The organism is Neptunomonas concharum (assembly GCF_008630635.1).
Taxonomy (GTDB): domain Bacteria; phylum Pseudomonadota; class Gammaproteobacteria; order Pseudomonadales; family Balneatricaceae; genus Neptunomonas; species Neptunomonas concharum.
In genome coordinates, this window is record NZ_CP043869.1 from 3,350,025 (window position 1) to 3,363,549 (window position 13,525).

Annotated in this window: 16 protein-coding genes and 1 other RNA gene; 6 read left to right on the plus strand and 11 right to left on the minus strand. The window is 47.5% G+C overall.

The features are described 5' to 3' along the window. Position 1: 1 nt before the first annotated feature. The 8 genes from F0U83_RS15965 to F0U83_RS16000 all read right to left on the minus strand — a co-directional run bounded on the left by F0U83_RS15965 (position 2) and on the right by F0U83_RS16000 (position 8,568). Positions 2-1,039 (minus strand): NADP(H)-dependent aldo-keto reductase, encoded by a 1,038-nt coding sequence (locus F0U83_RS15965; protein WP_138988096.1) that lies wholly within the window; start codon positions 1,037-1,039, stop codon positions 2-4. Positions 1,040-1,062: 23 nt separating this feature from the next. Then, complete coding sequence (locus F0U83_RS15970) at positions 1,063-2,259, minus strand: class I SAM-dependent rRNA methyltransferase (RefSeq protein ID WP_138988095.1); 1,197 nt, start codon at positions 2,257-2,259, stop codon at positions 1,063-1,065. A gap of 178 nt (positions 2,260-2,437) precedes the next feature. Beyond that, positions 2,438-2,830, minus strand: a complete 393-nt coding sequence (gene gcvH, locus F0U83_RS15975) for a glycine cleavage system protein GcvH (RefSeq protein WP_138988094.1) — start codon at positions 2,828-2,830, stop codon at positions 2,438-2,440. A gap of 24 nt (positions 2,831-2,854) precedes the next feature. Beyond that, positions 2,855-3,958: a glycine cleavage system aminomethyltransferase GcvT gene (gene gcvT / locus F0U83_RS15980; protein ID WP_138988093.1), complete on the minus strand. Its 1,104-nt coding sequence runs from the start codon at positions 3,956-3,958 to the stop codon at positions 2,855-2,857. A gap of 170 nt (positions 3,959-4,128) precedes the next feature. Continuing rightward, the gene (locus F0U83_RS15985) at positions 4,129-5,364 is read right to left on the minus strand and encodes an FAD-dependent oxidoreductase (RefSeq protein ID WP_138988092.1); all 1,236 of its coding nucleotides are present in this window, start codon (positions 5,362-5,364) and stop codon (positions 4,129-4,131) included. An 8-nt stretch (positions 5,365-5,372) separates the two neighbouring features. Beyond that, the gene (gene ubiH, locus F0U83_RS15990; RefSeq protein ID WP_138988091.1) at positions 5,373-6,626 is read right to left on the minus strand and encodes a 2-octaprenyl-6-methoxyphenyl hydroxylase; all 1,254 of its coding nucleotides are present in this window, start codon (positions 6,624-6,626) and stop codon (positions 5,373-5,375) included. Continuing rightward, a complete protein-coding gene (pepP, locus tag F0U83_RS15995) occupies positions 6,623-7,954 on the minus strand; it encodes a Xaa-Pro aminopeptidase (RefSeq protein WP_138988090.1) in 1,332 nt (443 codons plus the stop codon). The genes ubiH and pepP overlap by 4 nt, the downstream gene beginning before the upstream one ends. A 17-nt stretch (positions 7,955-7,971) precedes the next feature. After that, on the minus strand, positions 7,972-8,568 hold the full coding sequence (locus F0U83_RS16000) for a UPF0149 family protein (protein ID WP_138988089.1): 597 nt from the start codon (positions 8,566-8,568) through the stop codon (positions 7,972-7,974). Between the two features lie 180 nt (positions 8,569-8,748). Here F0U83_RS16000 and F0U83_RS16005 point away from each other — a divergent pair, with 180 nt between their 5' ends. From F0U83_RS16005 to F0U83_RS16020, 4 genes are all read left to right on the plus strand, one after another. Further along, on the plus strand, positions 8,749-8,958 hold the full coding sequence (locus F0U83_RS16005) for a TIGR02449 family protein (RefSeq protein WP_138988088.1): 210 nt from the start codon (positions 8,749-8,751) through the stop codon (positions 8,956-8,958). After that, positions 8,955-9,278 (plus strand): cell division protein ZapA, encoded by a 324-nt coding sequence (locus F0U83_RS16010; RefSeq protein ID WP_138988087.1) that lies wholly within the window; start codon positions 8,955-8,957, stop codon positions 9,276-9,278. The genes F0U83_RS16005 and F0U83_RS16010 overlap by 4 nt, the downstream gene beginning before the upstream one ends. 114 nt (positions 9,279-9,392) lie before the next feature. Beyond that, positions 9,393-9,570, plus strand: a non-coding RNA gene (gene ssrS / locus F0U83_RS16015) — 6S RNA. Positions 9,571-9,577: 7 nt separating this feature from the next. Beyond that, entirely contained in the window at positions 9,578-10,174 is a 597-nt protein-coding gene (locus tag F0U83_RS16020; RefSeq protein WP_138988086.1) for a 5-formyltetrahydrofolate cyclo-ligase, read from the plus strand. Here the strand turns inward: F0U83_RS16020 and F0U83_RS17355 are convergent. Together F0U83_RS17355 and F0U83_RS16025 are read right to left on the minus strand one after the other, a co-directional pair. Then, positions 10,171-10,302, minus strand: a complete 132-nt coding sequence (locus F0U83_RS17355) for a hypothetical protein (protein ID WP_276469563.1) — start codon at positions 10,300-10,302, stop codon at positions 10,171-10,173. The genes F0U83_RS16020 and F0U83_RS17355 overlap by 4 nt on opposite strands. 217 nt (positions 10,303-10,519) lie before the next feature. Next, complete coding sequence (locus tag F0U83_RS16025) at positions 10,520-11,431, minus strand: AEC family transporter (protein WP_138988085.1); 912 nt, start codon at positions 11,429-11,431, stop codon at positions 10,520-10,522. Between the two features lie 91 nt (positions 11,432-11,522). On the opposite strand from F0U83_RS16025, the gene F0U83_RS16030 reads away from it, so the two are divergent. Both F0U83_RS16030 and F0U83_RS16035 read left to right on the plus strand, forming a co-directional pair. Further along, positions 11,523-12,038, plus strand: coding sequence for a glycine cleavage system transcriptional repressor (locus F0U83_RS16030; RefSeq protein WP_138988084.1), 516 nt, complete (start codon positions 11,523-11,525; stop codon positions 12,036-12,038). 85 nt (positions 12,039-12,123) lie between these two features. Then, positions 12,124-12,378 carry a GlsB/YeaQ/YmgE family stress response membrane protein gene (locus F0U83_RS16035; protein WP_138988083.1) on the plus strand — a complete coding sequence of 85 codons (255 nt, stop codon included), beginning with the start codon at positions 12,124-12,126 and terminating at the stop codon, positions 12,376-12,378. Between the two features lie 37 nt (positions 12,379-12,415). Here the strand turns inward: F0U83_RS16035 and F0U83_RS16040 are convergent, their stop codons facing one another. After that, a complete protein-coding gene (locus F0U83_RS16040; protein WP_138988082.1) occupies positions 12,416-13,471 on the minus strand; it encodes a GGDEF domain-containing protein in 1,056 nt (351 codons plus the stop codon). Positions 13,472-13,525 lie beyond the last annotated feature (54 nt).

A 13,525-nucleotide genomic window follows, 5' to 3' on the forward strand; every position in this document is an offset into this window, starting at 1 on the left:
GTCATGGACACGGGTTAGGTAGATTACCGTGTATAGCGTCTATTCGCTGCAGCACTTCCTCAGGTAGCACCAACGCATCAGCTGCAATATTACTGGCCAATTGCGTTAGGTTCGTGGCACCAATAATATTCGAGCCGACAAACGGACGGCTATTCACAAACGCTAGTGCCATTTGTGCCGGATCCAGACCAAACTCCCGTGCTATCTGCACATATGCTTCGGTCGCTTCAACTCCTTTGGGCTTCAAGTAACGGCCGTAAGAAGGTAATAGGGTCAGACGCGCCCCTTCTGGGAATTGGCCGTTCAGGTATTTGCCAGATAGCACCCCAAATCCTAAGGGTGAGTAAGCAAGTAAATCGACACCTTCGCGCATTAGCACTTCAGTCAAACCAATTTCATCTGAGCGATTCAATAAATTATAAGGGTTTTGCACAGAGACAACCCGAGGAAGCCCCAGCATTTCGGCATACTTCAAAAAGCTCATGACGCCCCAAGGCGACTCATTAGATAGTCCGATGTAACGTACTTTGCCCTCATCGATGAGCGCTTTTAATACCTTTAGCGTCTCTAAAATCGGCGTCCCATCTTTGGAGGCATCATGTTGATAGTCTTGCTGGCCAAAAAAGTTAGTTTTGCGATCAGGCCAATGTAGCTGATAGAGGTCTATATAATCAGTCTGCAAACGTGCCAAGCTGCCCTCAATTGCGGCACGAATATTTTTTTCATCCAAGTGAATATCAGGGCGCAAGTAATTTACCATCTCCGCGGGACCTACCACCTTGGTGGCTATAATAACCCGCTCACGACAACCTCGCGCTTTGAGCCAGTTCCCAATATATGCCTCCGTTCTCCCTTGATATTCGGCGCTAGTAGGGATCGGGTACATTTCAGCAGCATCTAAAAAGTTAACACCCTGAGCAAAGGCATAGTCCAATTGTTGCTGTGCTTCCGCCTCCGTATTACGACCACCGAAAGTCATGGTCCCTAAACAGATGCGGCTAACGTTTAGCTCGCTATGTCCCAACTGACGATAATGCATCTTCACATCTCCCTATCGTGAAATTAGCTACTTGGTAAAACCCTGACACAAAACGACTTCAAATAATCAGTTTCTGGAATCGCAGGATGCACTGGATGGTCAGCGCCCTGATGACCTTGGTCGAAGATCTGCGCAAAACGATCCAACTCTCTCGCATTTGATCGGATAATATCGATCAAGCTCGCTCGCTCCAAATGCATAGAGCAGGAGGCGCTCACCAGAATGCCATTACGATCTAACAAACGCATTGCCATATTATTAATTCGAGCATAGGCGCGCTCGCCGTTACGCACATCTTTGCGACGTTGAATAAACGCAGGCGGGTCAACAATGACGACATCGAACTTCTCTTTCTCTGCAATCAACGCCTTACAGGTATCAAATGCATCACCTTGTAAACCAATAAAGCGATCTTCAGCAGAGTTAATTCGAGCGTTCTCCAATGCCACTTCTAATGCAGTTTCCGATGCATCTACGCAGGTCACCTCTTTAGCTCCAGCGGCTAATGCTTGTACGCCCCAACCACCCACATAACTAAATAGATCCAGTACTCGTTTACCCGCAACGTGCTTTTGCATGGCCGCACGATTGTTTCGGTGATCGTAGAACCAGCCCGTCTTTTGTCCCGTTAAAACAGGGGCAAGCAGTGACACGCCATTCTCTTCGAGTGGGCATAGCTCCGGCACTTCGCCTTGAACAACTTCAATATAACTTTCTAGGCCTTCAGTACTGCGCATTTTTCCATCGCAGCGTAAAACGATTGCCGAGGGTGTGAAAACCTTATTGAGGGCTGAAACAATCTCATCCACAACCGCTTCCATTCCCGCCGTGGAAATTTGCACAACAAATAGGTCGTAGAAACGGTCAATCACCAACCCTGGTAGTGCATCGCTATCACCAAAAACCAAGCGGTAGCAAGGCTTATCAAAGCACGCTTCCCGCAAGGAGAGTGCGATATTCAAGCGATGAACAAGCAAGGAGCGATCTAAGCGGAGCTTCGTATCACGACTGATCAGGCGTCCAAAAATCAAGGTATTCGGGTTCACATACGCAATGCCCAACGATTTACCGTTGCTCGCTTCTACGAGCACTTGTTCACCCAGTTCGAACTGTTTAATAGGCGTTCGCTTATTATCAACTTCGTTACTGTAGATCCAGACATGCCCAGCACGCAAACGACGCTCAGCCCCTGGATTAAGAATCAGTGTATTTAACGACATAGCTTTTCCGAAGATAGTGACTTACCGCCTCAACCCAAAAGGGAAAAGGGGCTATTGATGAACTGTTAAGCTTACACGGGGAGGGGCATGGGTGTCGATCAGGATATTAAATTTGAGGCGGCAAGCACAGCGAAAACAAACACTGTACTTGCTACCAAGTCGTTCAGCAGGTCGAACGTTATGCTTCTTCTTCGCAGAGCGTGTTGTAAGCCTCTGCATCCAGTAAGTCGTCAAGTTCGCTGGCATCTGATAGCTTTACACGGAAGAACCAGCCATCGCCATAAGGGTCGCTATTGGCTTGCTCAGGAGCATCTTCTAAGGATTCATTAATCTCGATAACTTCACCAGAGACCGGAGCATAAATATCAGATGCGGCTTTAACCGACTCAACAACACCAGCGTCATCACCGGCGCTGACGTCAGAGCCGACTTCCGGTAACTCAACAAACACCACATCACCCAATAGATCCTGTGCATGATCAGTAATACCGATGGTTACGGTACCGTCACCCTCGTCACGAATCCACTCATGGCTGGCAACATATTTCAAATCGTTACGAATATCGCTCATCTTTTCGTTTCCTGAATTAGAGGGTTAAGAAAAAACTTTTTTACCATTACGCACAAACGGCGGACGTACAACTTTCACTGGTACAAGTTTGCCGCGCAGATCTACTACCGCCTCTTTGCCGGTACCAACAGGCACACGTGCCAACGCAATGGACATATTGAGTGTAGGCGAAAAAGTACCACTGGTGATTTCACCTTCACCGAGTCCATCCACGAGTACTTTTTGGTGTCCGCGTAGTACACCGCGAGACTCCATAACCAAACCAACGAGCTTGCTTTCCACACCCGCGGCTTTCTCTGTTTCCAACGCTGCTCGACCACAAAACTGACGTGTCTCAGGCTCCCATGCAACAGTCCACCCCATACCGGAAACTAACGGGGACACCTGTTCATCCATATCTGCCCCATAAAGATTCATACCTGCTTCCAGGCGAAGTGTGTCTCTAGCACCCAAGCCGCATGGAGTAACGCCTTGATCAGCCAATGCTTGCCAAAACGCAACCACTTCTTCTTCAGGGATGATGATTTCCAATCCATCCTCACCGGTATAGCCTGTTCGAGCAATAAACCAGCCTTCGGATTCTGCTCCTTGAAAAAGGCTTAAACCGTCAATCAGGCGACCTCGGGATTCGCTCAGCACAACCTTGGCTTTAGCGATCGCTTCAGGCCCTTGCACAGCAATCATAGATAACTCAGGCTGCTCCGTAAGCGCTACATCAAAGCGTGCTGTTTGTTCTGCCATCCAACGCAGATCTTTCTCACGGGTTGCACAGTTCACGACTACCCGAAACCACTCTCCAGGAACGTGAGGATCCGTCATTCGGTAGACAATAAGGTCATCTATCACACCACCATCATCATTCAGCATGGCGGAATAAAGCGCTTTGCCTTTCACTTCAAGACGTGCCACATCATTAGCCAGAAGGTGTCGCAGGTATTCAGCTGCATCTGCACCCGTAACATCCACAATAGTCATGTGTGAAACATCAAACATGCCTGACGCAGTACGTACCTGATGGTGTTCTTCGATCTGAGAGCCATAATTTAGCGGCATATCCCAGCCACCAAAGTCGACTATTTTTGCACCCATGGCAAGGTGCTGATCATATAAAGCGGTTTTACTTGCCATTGTATAAAAACCCATGGTTGTTAACGCAATAAAGGCGCCCGGTAGGCTCGCCAGATGCAGAAAAAGGGATGACAATTTATAGGGATTTGCCGAACAGATCAATCTCTGATCGGCGCGCTTCATGCACTTTAAGACTTATGCATAATCAGATAGCGTACTTCGCCGCCTTATTATTGATCGATAGGACGTCGAGCCAACTTCGGCACTTCGCCTCTTAATCCCATTGCTTGCATGACAATGTGCTGTTTAAGTGGAGATAACTGGTTTAGCGTGTTCATCCCTGCACTTCTCACCCATTTCAACAAGGGTTGCTGATGGCTAAAGAGTTGCTTAAACATCTCCATACCAGCAGACATCTGCAGGTTCGCCCCTTGTCTCTGGCGCTGAAAACGTTTTAGAACACGCTCACTACCGAGCGCTTCACCGCGAGAAAGCGCCGACAAAACATGCTCGGCTAACGCTGCCGCATCCATCAACCCCAAATTAACACCCTGTCCGGCAAGGGGATGAATAGTATGTGCTGCATCGCCAATCACCGCCAATCCTTGCTTCACATAGTACTTTGCATGGCGCTGGCGTAAAGGCACACAAAATCGTTGTTCCGTACTAATAATCCTACCAAGGCGATGCTCGAAGCCGCGACTCAGCGCATGGCAAAACTCATCATCGGCAAGCGCCATTAAGGATTGCGCATGATCAGGAGAGGTTGACCAAACAATGGAGCTGAAGTAGGGATCATCCAAGGGTAGAAAAGCCAGCGGGCCATCTTCGGTGAAACGCTGCCATGCCGTTTGTTGATGGGGTTGCTCCGTTCTAACCGTGGTAACGATAGCATGGTGCCCATAATCCCATTCCCACAAAGGAATGTTAGCTAGTTGGCGCACTTTGGAGAGAGCACCGTCTGCAGCTACCACCAACGCTGCGCACCATTGTGTATCATCTTCGCATGTCAGGACTCTCTGTCCGTTAGCATCGACTTCTGACACTGCTTTAACCTGAGCATCACCCACCACTGTAACATTGGCCGTTTGGCTCGCCACCTCCAGTAGTGCAGACACGGTGACCCGATTCTCAACAATATGGCCTAATACATCTTCATGCAGATCGCGACAGGAAAAATGAATTTTGCCGCTACCCTCACCATCCCACACGTCCATATCGGTGTAAGGGCTGACACGTGCTTGCTCCATCAATGGCCACACACCCACATGACAGAGCAGTTGCTGCGAGGCACAGGTCAGCGCACTAACCCGTGGATCATAACCTTGAGGTTCCGGCACATCGTTATCTAGCGACCGATTCTCAAGCACAACAACCTTTAAGCCTGAGGGCGCGAGTGCCAAGGCAGCTGTCAGCCCAACCATACCCGCACCAACAATCACAATATCAGCTGTATGTCGTGTCATGTTTCACCTTATTTCAAACGGGGGGCAGGAATATCCAGCCCCATCGCACCGCGGGCAAAGAGCGTCTTGGCAGTAGGGCATACATCCATCAGTTGCAATCCCAGATTACGACCAAAACTCAACAATGGATTACGATTTGAAAATAGCCTCATCGTCTTATCACTCAGCCCAATGGTGCGCTGCTGGTCGGCAACTCTTGCATCCAAATAGGACTGTAATACAGACAGGTCACCAATTTCTTGTTGCTGTCGTTTCGCGTCAATCAACTGTTGAGCCAAAGCGACCACACCACGTAATGCGAGGTTATACCCTTGCCCAGCAATTGGGTGTAAAGCATGCGCGGCATTGCCTAACACTACCAACCCTGGTCTTACCTGCTCATCAGCCAATACTCGTTTTAGGGGGTAACTAAAACGCTCACCTACGCGAGTAAAACAGCCTGCTCGATAACCAAAGCGTTGCTGTATACATGCTAGAAAAGCTTGATTATCTAGCCCCATCACCTCTTCTAGGTCTTGGTCTGGTATCGTCCAGACAAGCCCACAGCGAGCAGCCCCTTGCTGATCTTGCAAAGGCAGCAAGGCAATAGGTCCTGTATCTGTAAAACGTTCGTAGGCGACGTGTTGATGAGGCCGGTCCACACTCACATTAGTGACAACAGCATACTGATCATAAGTAACTTGCTGATAACCGATGCCCAACTGTTCCCTTAAGTCGGAACGGCCGCCATCGGCCATAACCACCAGACCAGCATGTATTGATGATTGGTTTTCGCCTGCACGAATATGCAACTGCATCCCTGTTTCTTGAGGTGAGACGGATATCACTTCAGCAGGACAGAGATAATCAAGGTGATCAGGAGAAGCCGGATGTTCGATAATGTGCCTAAGTAAGGATTTACCTAGCCAATGGTTCTCCACTACATAACCCAGCGCAGGCACCTGCTCATCCTCTGCATTCAAACGAGTGGCTCCAAAGTGGCCTTTATCGGATACATGGATATGTAATATAGGTGACAGATGTTCTGAAATCGTTTGCCAAACACCGATCTGCTCATATAGCTTTCTCGTACCATAGGAAAGTGCTGTCGCCCTGGCATCATAGCTTGGCTGATAAACCGATAGGGAATCTCGTGGCATAGCCACCGCTTCGACCACCGCCATACTTAAACCCAACTCAGCGGCCACAGGCAACAAAGAGGCGGCCAGACTAGCACCGACCATACCACCCCCGACAATGACGAGATCGTACTCTTTTTTCATTGTGCACCTTCTGCCATTAACGCTTCAATCTCTGCAATGGTTTTGGGCACAGAGGCTGTTAGTACTTTATTGCCATCCTCAGTGATCAGCACATCATCTTCGATGCGAATACCGATACCCCGCCAGCGTGGTTCAACATTCTGATTATCCGCCGCAATATAGATACCCGGCTCGACCGTCATCACCATGCCCGCTTCAAGAGGCCGCCACTCGTTAGCAACTTTGTAGTCTCCAACATCGTGCACATCCATACCCAACCAATGTCCGAGACGATGCATATAAAAAGCTTTATAAGCACCTTGCTCGATTAACTCGCCCACATTCCCTTCGAGAATACCTAACGCCACCAAACCTTCTGTAATAATACGCACCGAAAGATCATGGCTTTCTTCCCACAATAAACCTGGGCGAATCGCATCCAGACAAGCCAGCTGTGCTTTGAGCACCAGCTCATAAAGCGCTTTCTGATCGTCACTAAACTTGCCACTAACCGGGAAGGTTCGGGTGATATCTCCCGCATAGTAATCCCATTCACATCCAGCATCGATCAGCACGAGGTCACCCTGCTTAAGCTCATGACGATTGGATACATAATGCAAAACACAAGCGTTTTCGCCACCTCCCACAATGCTGGAGTAAGCAGGCAAACGACAGCCGTTCTGCATAAAATGATGGATAATTTCCGCTTCCAACTGGTACTCAAACAAACCTGGGCGACAGAGCTTCATCGCTTTGATATGCGCTTGCGCCGACACTTCTGCAGCATGGCTCATGACCGCTATTTCTTGAGGAGATTTGAACAACCGCATCTCATGCAGTCTTGGGGATAAGTCTTCTTGTCGGTAGGGTGCCCTCACCCCTTGCCGACGCTTTCTGCGCATCGTCTTTAACCAAGCATCGATGCGTATTTCTGTGTCATAAGGGCCACCCATACAGAAGAACAGCGTTTCGATGCCATCTAATAGCTGTGGCAGCCGCTCATCAATCTCTTCACTGGACCACGCCTGATCTGCATGGTAGTGAGTTCGCGCACCCGAGGGGCCTGACCGATAACCATTCCATATCTCCATTTCAGGGTCGCGGGGCTGACAAAAAAGGTGATATCGCACCTGAGAGCCGTTTTTCAAAAGTACAATCAGCGCATCCGGCTCATCAAAACCACTCAAGTAATAAAAATCACTGTCCTGGCGAAAAGGCCACTCCACATCGCTATTACGCGACTGCAAGTTCGCAGAAGGCACAATCACGGCACTGTTGATAGGCAGCGCTTCCATTAAACGCTGCCTACGGCCTGCAAACTCAGTTTGATCAATCCTTGGGGCTGCCATATTGACTCCTGAACCGCTCAGTGTAATTGAGGTTTATCAGCAACTTCACCTGTTTGCTGATTATCAGAGGCATTACATTCACTGAATAACATCAACACCACCATGCGAACGTATTCCTCCAGTTGCATCAAGTCCGACTCATTATCCTCATCGTCTTCAACTTCAGACGCCACTTGCGCTATTTGCGAGAGGTCATTCAATGCATCTTTCGCTTCTTCAGACAAACTATTATCGGTCTGCTTACCTTGATAACCAAACCCCGTCATGAACCCCTGACACCATAAGCCTAGGGACTCGACACGCTGGGCTAACGGGACTTCTTCATCCGGTAGCAGCAAGGTGAGTTCAAGCCCGAAGCTTTCCAACTGGCCTAAAGACTGCTCATAAAGCCCAACCAAGCCCACTTTACTGGATTCGTGCCTCACCGTTTCGCGCTCTAATAATTCAGCCATCGTTTTCAGCCAAAGGTCGGGGACCATACGAGCACCAGATGACAACTGACCACATAAAAAACCATGTAACTCAGCGGGAGAGATAATAAATACCTCTTCACTCACCAGCAGGTTGGCTATTTCATCAAAGCCAATCATTTGCCCCGTCACTTCTACTGTCATGCAAGTACTCTCTATTTTATAAATATGATGGCTGTCATTACGAATCCAGCTCATTGGTCGATTAAAAATGGTATTTTTTGATAATCCTAGCATTCTACTCTATATAGAGCTATGTAGGAGCAATTGACCCCCTGCATCAGGCTGTTTATAGTCTTTCTGTTTTTTATGCCGGATCCTTCCATGACAGACCATTATTTTATTGCGCTTGAACAAAAGATTGATCAACTGCTAGCTCGTTGTGAACAACTAGAGCGTGAGAACCAACAATTACGCTCTTTGGAACTTCAGGCTCGCCAGGAAAAATCCCGTTTACTGCAAGTGAACGACCAAACTCGCTCACAGGTGGAGAAAATGATTCAGCGACTCAAAACACTGGAGCAAAATATATGACTCAGGATAGCGGCCACAAAGTATCTATTAAAATTATGGATAAAGAGTATCTAATTGGCTGTCCTGATGGTGCAGAGGCAGAGCTTTTTGCATCTGCTGACTATCTAGACAAAAAAATGCGCGAGGTTAGAGATAGCGGAAAAGTGCTTGGATTAGAACGTGTTGCGGTTATGGCTGCACTAAATATTTCCCACGAACTAATCAAAAGCAAAGAACAGCAGAGGGAGAAGGTTGAAGAAAGAATCCAACGCCTTGGCGAGAAAATTGATCATTCCATGGCTCGCATGTCTGCATCTGAGAACATCGATAGCAACGATTAACAATTAGAAACAAATAGATAAACGTATAAATTTCATACAGTTGCATATTTTTCATAGCATTAATTTAAAAAAATACAAGACCTGACTTTCTGCATTATCAAGGTATAATTAATCTGCTCCCTGGGGTGTTTGTCCATTGGTTAAGTCCCTCGAGCCGATAATTACCAGTATGGATTTTTTCAGCAGGTGTTGTGCGCATGTCCGTCTTCGGAAAGCCTAATGCACTTCGGAAATCTCCTCCTTGAACCTTCGGGTTCAGGGCCACAACCAGTAACGGCATCTTGGGGAGCCTCCATTTTATGGACGCCAGAAACGTATTGCGCAAAAAAATGCGAACAGCTCGCCGCGCATTATCACCTTTGCAGCAGAAGTCCGCTGCCCGCAATCTGCTCAAACAACTTAAAAAAGCACCCCAGTTTCGCACAGCCAAGCATCTTGCCCTCTATTTGGGTAATGATGGCGAGATTGATCCAAATGAAGTGGCCCAGTGGTGTTGGAAACAAGGCAAGATCATCTACTTGCCGGTGCTACACCCACTTGCCCATAATCGTTTATGGTTTGTACGCTACACACCCAGAACACCTCTGACCAAGAATTGTTACGGCATTGCAGAGCCGAAATCGCCCTATCGATCTATACGGCCCGCTAAGGCACTGGATACGGTGTTGCTCCCTTTGGTCGCGTTTGATACACAGGGTGGGCGTTTAGGTATGGGAGGGGGATATTATGATCGAACTTTTAGCTTTATCAGGCAATTCAACCTATCCAAGCCACGCCTCATAGGCTTAGCTCATGATTTTCAGAAAGTAGAAAAACTACCAGTAGCGAGTTGGGACGTACCTCTCACACTTGTAGTGACAGACGCCGCTATCTATGCGCCCAAAAATCGGCTTTAGCGCAAGCTAAACACCTGCTCTACCATCGATGACAGTTGAAAATCCCCCTGAGAGAATACGCCTGTAATAACAGAACCAACAACAAAGGCAATAACAACAACCATGACAAGATCAGGACCTTTTTTCATACCCTGCACTTCTTCTCTTATTATTTCGTTAATGTGGAAACATCCCAGTAAAACCGCTGCAAGTTTTCCATACTCTCAAAATAAATCAAGGCTTCTTTTAACTATAGCAGCAAGTTAAACGATTTTCTTGACAGATCGCACAAAAAACCACAAATAGCTCCTTGATACAGCTTGATTTTCCCCGATTTTCGCAACATTTGTCACAATATCGTCAAAATCATAATGCCAACCAAAGAACCAAAGGCAGTGTCAGTATGGACAATACGGTTTGGCCCGTAATAATTGCGGCCATCATCTGCGCATCCCCACCTAGCTGACGAGCTAAAATATACCCAGAAGGCGCGGTAGGTACTGCAGCAAACACAACCAGCAGACCCGTAACCAGCGGAGAAAGTTCCATCCATTGAGCAAAAAACAGTATAAATAGCGGAAATAACAATAATTTAATGATTCCTGACAACCACATCGCACTTTGCGCCGAGCGTAACGACGCAATGTTCAAACCAGCGCCAACCGCTAACAAGCCTAGAGGCAGCGCCATCTGGCCGAGTAATTGCGCCACAGAAAGCAGTTCTGCATGCAACCCCACGCCAGACACGTTCAGCCCAATGCCCAATATACAAGCCAATATCAGCGGGTTCTTGACCAATGTACGAAGAAAGCCTGATACACCTTTCCCAGAAGGGATATGGATAGAGAACACCAAAACACACAGCAAATTGATCAACGGAATCATCAAAGCAACCACAATTGCCGACAACGCAATGGCATCTTCACCAAATATTGCCGTAGCGACAGCTAAGGCCACATAGGTATTAAAACGAATAGCTCCCTGATAGAACGATGTAAACGCAGCTGATGACAAATGCATAATCGGCTTCAAACACAAACAGAGGATGCTTCCAACTACCAGTAGGACAATAATTGCCAGAGCAATGTTATCAAAGGCGATCCCCGCCATATCCGCTGTGCTTAATTTGCTAACCAACAGCACAGGAAATAATACGAAGTAGGTGAGCTTCTCAGCTGGTTCCCAAAAGCCATCTCCAGGAAAACCACTTTTACGTCCGGCAAACCCGATCATTAACAATGCAAACACTGGCCATAATGCGCTAAGAACCGAAAACATACTTGCGAACATCCCTAAGTAAGAGTATTTCTATGGACTGATTGAGCCCTACTGTGGCACACAGCATTATTATTGTTAAGGAAACCGTCTTATGACATCACTGGTATTAACCGTTATTGGGCCCGACAAACCTGGGCTCGTTGAACGCCTATCCCATACGATTGCCCAGCACGAAGGTAATTGGCTGGAATCCGGTCTGTCCCGCCTTGGAGGCAAATTTGCTGGCATCCTCGTTATCCAAGTGCCTGATGAGCAGGTTACTGCGCTACATAAAGCCCTGCAAGATTTACAAAACAGCGGCCTGAAAATTATTGCTGAGTCTGCGGATGATCAGGAACGAGCCACCGACTTGCGACCTTTTACATTAGAATTAGTGGGACACGACAAACCGGGGATCGTGCGTGAAATATCCCAGGCGCTCGCACAACGGCACATCAATGTGGAGACGTTAAAAACCGAACTAGTATCAGGCTCCATGTCTGCAGAGTTACTATTTAAAGCCGAAGCGCACTTACTAGCACCTGCGGATTTTGACATGGACGAACTACAGGGAGCAATTGAAGGGATCGCCAGCGACCTGATGGTGGATATTACACTAAACGACTAAATACCCCTGCGCGTGCTTGCTTCATCGAAGGTTAATCCAGCATAGCGTTTTATAGACTATCTCACTAACTTTTCGGAGCAGAAATATGGGAGTTTTTTCTTGGATCATCATGGGTCTACTAGCGGGCGCTGTTGCCAAATGGTTAATGCCAGGTAAGGATCCAGGCGGATTTTTTATCACCATGATTCTGGGTATTGCCGGCGGTATCGTTGGTGGTTATATAGGCACTATGCTTGGGTTTGGTAAGGTAGATGGCTTCAACTTAGGCAGTTTTGGTCTAGCCACTGCCGGAGCAGTCTTGCTGTTATTTATCTACCGCAATATCAAAGGTCGCAGCTAAGCTGACAACAAGGTGGTTAAACCTCATAGCCACCTTGTTAATCATTATCTGCTGTTAACTCTTCCAGTTTTATCATCGCCCAATCAACTGGCAACTCTGCTTGGCATACCCTATTTCGGCCTGAATGCTTTGCCCTATATAGCGCATCGTCCGCTCTTTTCATCCATTCTCGGGCTGATTCGATCTCGCCCAACTCTGCCACACCGACCGACACAGTGACATAGTGGCCTGAGATCAGCTTCGTTTGTTCCAGCAGGCCTCTTGCCTGCTCAGCTAAGCTAAGCGCATCCTCTAAGCCGCCATTGGTTAAGACAACAAACTCTTCTCCACCAAAACGGTATAAGCTCTCTTCTTCTCGGATCATTCCCTTCAGAAAATCAACGAACCTCTGTAGGAAAATATCACCCGTCGCATGCCCAAACTGATCATTAATTTGTTTAAAGTGGTCAACATCAAATAACACCAGAGAAACAGCGTTTTTTCTGTTTTGGTAATTGGAAACAGCTTTCTCTATATCGTCATCCAAAGAGCGCCGGTTATAGGCACCGGTCAGAGGGTCAATCGTCGCCTCTTGAGATAAGCGACGCCGATCTCGTGCCATTCGCACTGAGAAAATTGACGAAAACAGACAAACGAGCACGTAGGAGACCTGAAAGCTGAATAACTGCAACCAACCCAACTCATCAAGGACAATATAAGACAGCGCCAGCAACGAAAGTACGCTAATTATCAAAGCTTCGCGCAGGCGAACCATAAAGAAACCTGCAACAGCTGTCGGATAAGACCAGAACAGCATGTCAGCGCCCTTGAGTATGGTTACTGTTAGCATCCCTACCGTATAAACTAAGGTAAAGAGAAGGCTTACTAATCTAAAGTAAGCTCGGTTGCCTGAAAGCGCCACCAATATCACCATCCCAATAACAATAAGAAGATCAATCAGGCCTAACGTATATTCACCCTGAATAAATCGCCACACACTAAAAGGGAGTATCGCAACCACCCCAAGCGCCCCTTGCATACGCATCAAGTCCATTTCAGGCGAACTATCAGGTCGAGAGGTTTTGTAGCGTGCTATAATTCTGTCAAACAACATATGTCCCTTGCGCAGTTTGAAACTTCAGAGTGTATTCATTCACACGAAAAAGTA

Bases quoted from the DNA above. Each gene is read 5' to 3' on its own strand.
- F0U83_RS15965 (WP_138988096.1), bottom strand. From the start codon at position 1,039: ATGCATTATCGTCAGTTGGGACATAGCGAGCTAAACGTTAGCCGCATC.
- F0U83_RS15970 (WP_138988095.1), bottom strand. From the start codon at position 2,259: ATGTCGTTAAATACACTGATTCTTAATCCAGGGGCTGAGCGTCGTTTG.
- gcvH (WP_138988094.1), bottom strand. From the start codon at position 2,830: ATGAGCGATATTCGTAACGATTTGAAATATGTTGCCAGCCATGAGTGG.
- gcvT (WP_138988093.1), bottom strand. From the start codon at position 3,958: ATGGCAAGTAAAACCGCTTTATATGATCAGCACCTTGCCATGGGTGCA.
- F0U83_RS15985 (WP_138988092.1), bottom strand. From the start codon at position 5,364: ATGACACGACATACAGCTGATATTGTGATTGTTGGTGCGGGTATGGTT.
- ubiH (WP_138988091.1), bottom strand. From the start codon at position 6,626: ATGAAAAAAGAGTACGATCTCGTCATTGTCGGGGGTGGTATGGTCGGT.
- pepP (WP_138988090.1), bottom strand. From the start codon at position 7,954: ATGGCAGCCCCAAGGATTGATCAAACTGAGTTTGCAGGCCGTAGGCAG.
- F0U83_RS16000 (WP_138988089.1), bottom strand. From the start codon at position 8,568: ATGACAGTAGAAGTGACGGGGCAAATGATTGGCTTTGATGAAATAGCC.
- F0U83_RS16005 (WP_138988088.1), top strand. From the start codon at position 8,749: ATGACAGACCATTATTTTATTGCGCTTGAACAAAAGATTGATCAACTG.
- F0U83_RS16010 (WP_138988087.1), top strand. From the start codon at position 8,955: ATGACTCAGGATAGCGGCCACAAAGTATCTATTAAAATTATGGATAAA.
- F0U83_RS16020 (WP_138988086.1), top strand. From the start codon at position 9,578: ATGGACGCCAGAAACGTATTGCGCAAAAAAATGCGAACAGCTCGCCGC.
- F0U83_RS17355 (WP_276469563.1), bottom strand. From the start codon at position 10,302: ATGAAAAAAGGTCCTGATCTTGTCATGGTTGTTGTTATTGCCTTTGTT.
- F0U83_RS16025 (WP_138988085.1), bottom strand. From the start codon at position 11,431: ATGTTTTCGGTTCTTAGCGCATTATGGCCAGTGTTTGCATTGTTAATG.
- F0U83_RS16030 (WP_138988084.1), top strand. From the start codon at position 11,523: ATGACATCACTGGTATTAACCGTTATTGGGCCCGACAAACCTGGGCTC.
- F0U83_RS16035 (WP_138988083.1), top strand. From the start codon at position 12,124: ATGGGAGTTTTTTCTTGGATCATCATGGGTCTACTAGCGGGCGCTGTT.
- F0U83_RS16040 (WP_138988082.1), bottom strand. From the start codon at position 13,471: ATGTTGTTTGACAGAATTATAGCACGCTACAAAACCTCTCGACCTGAT.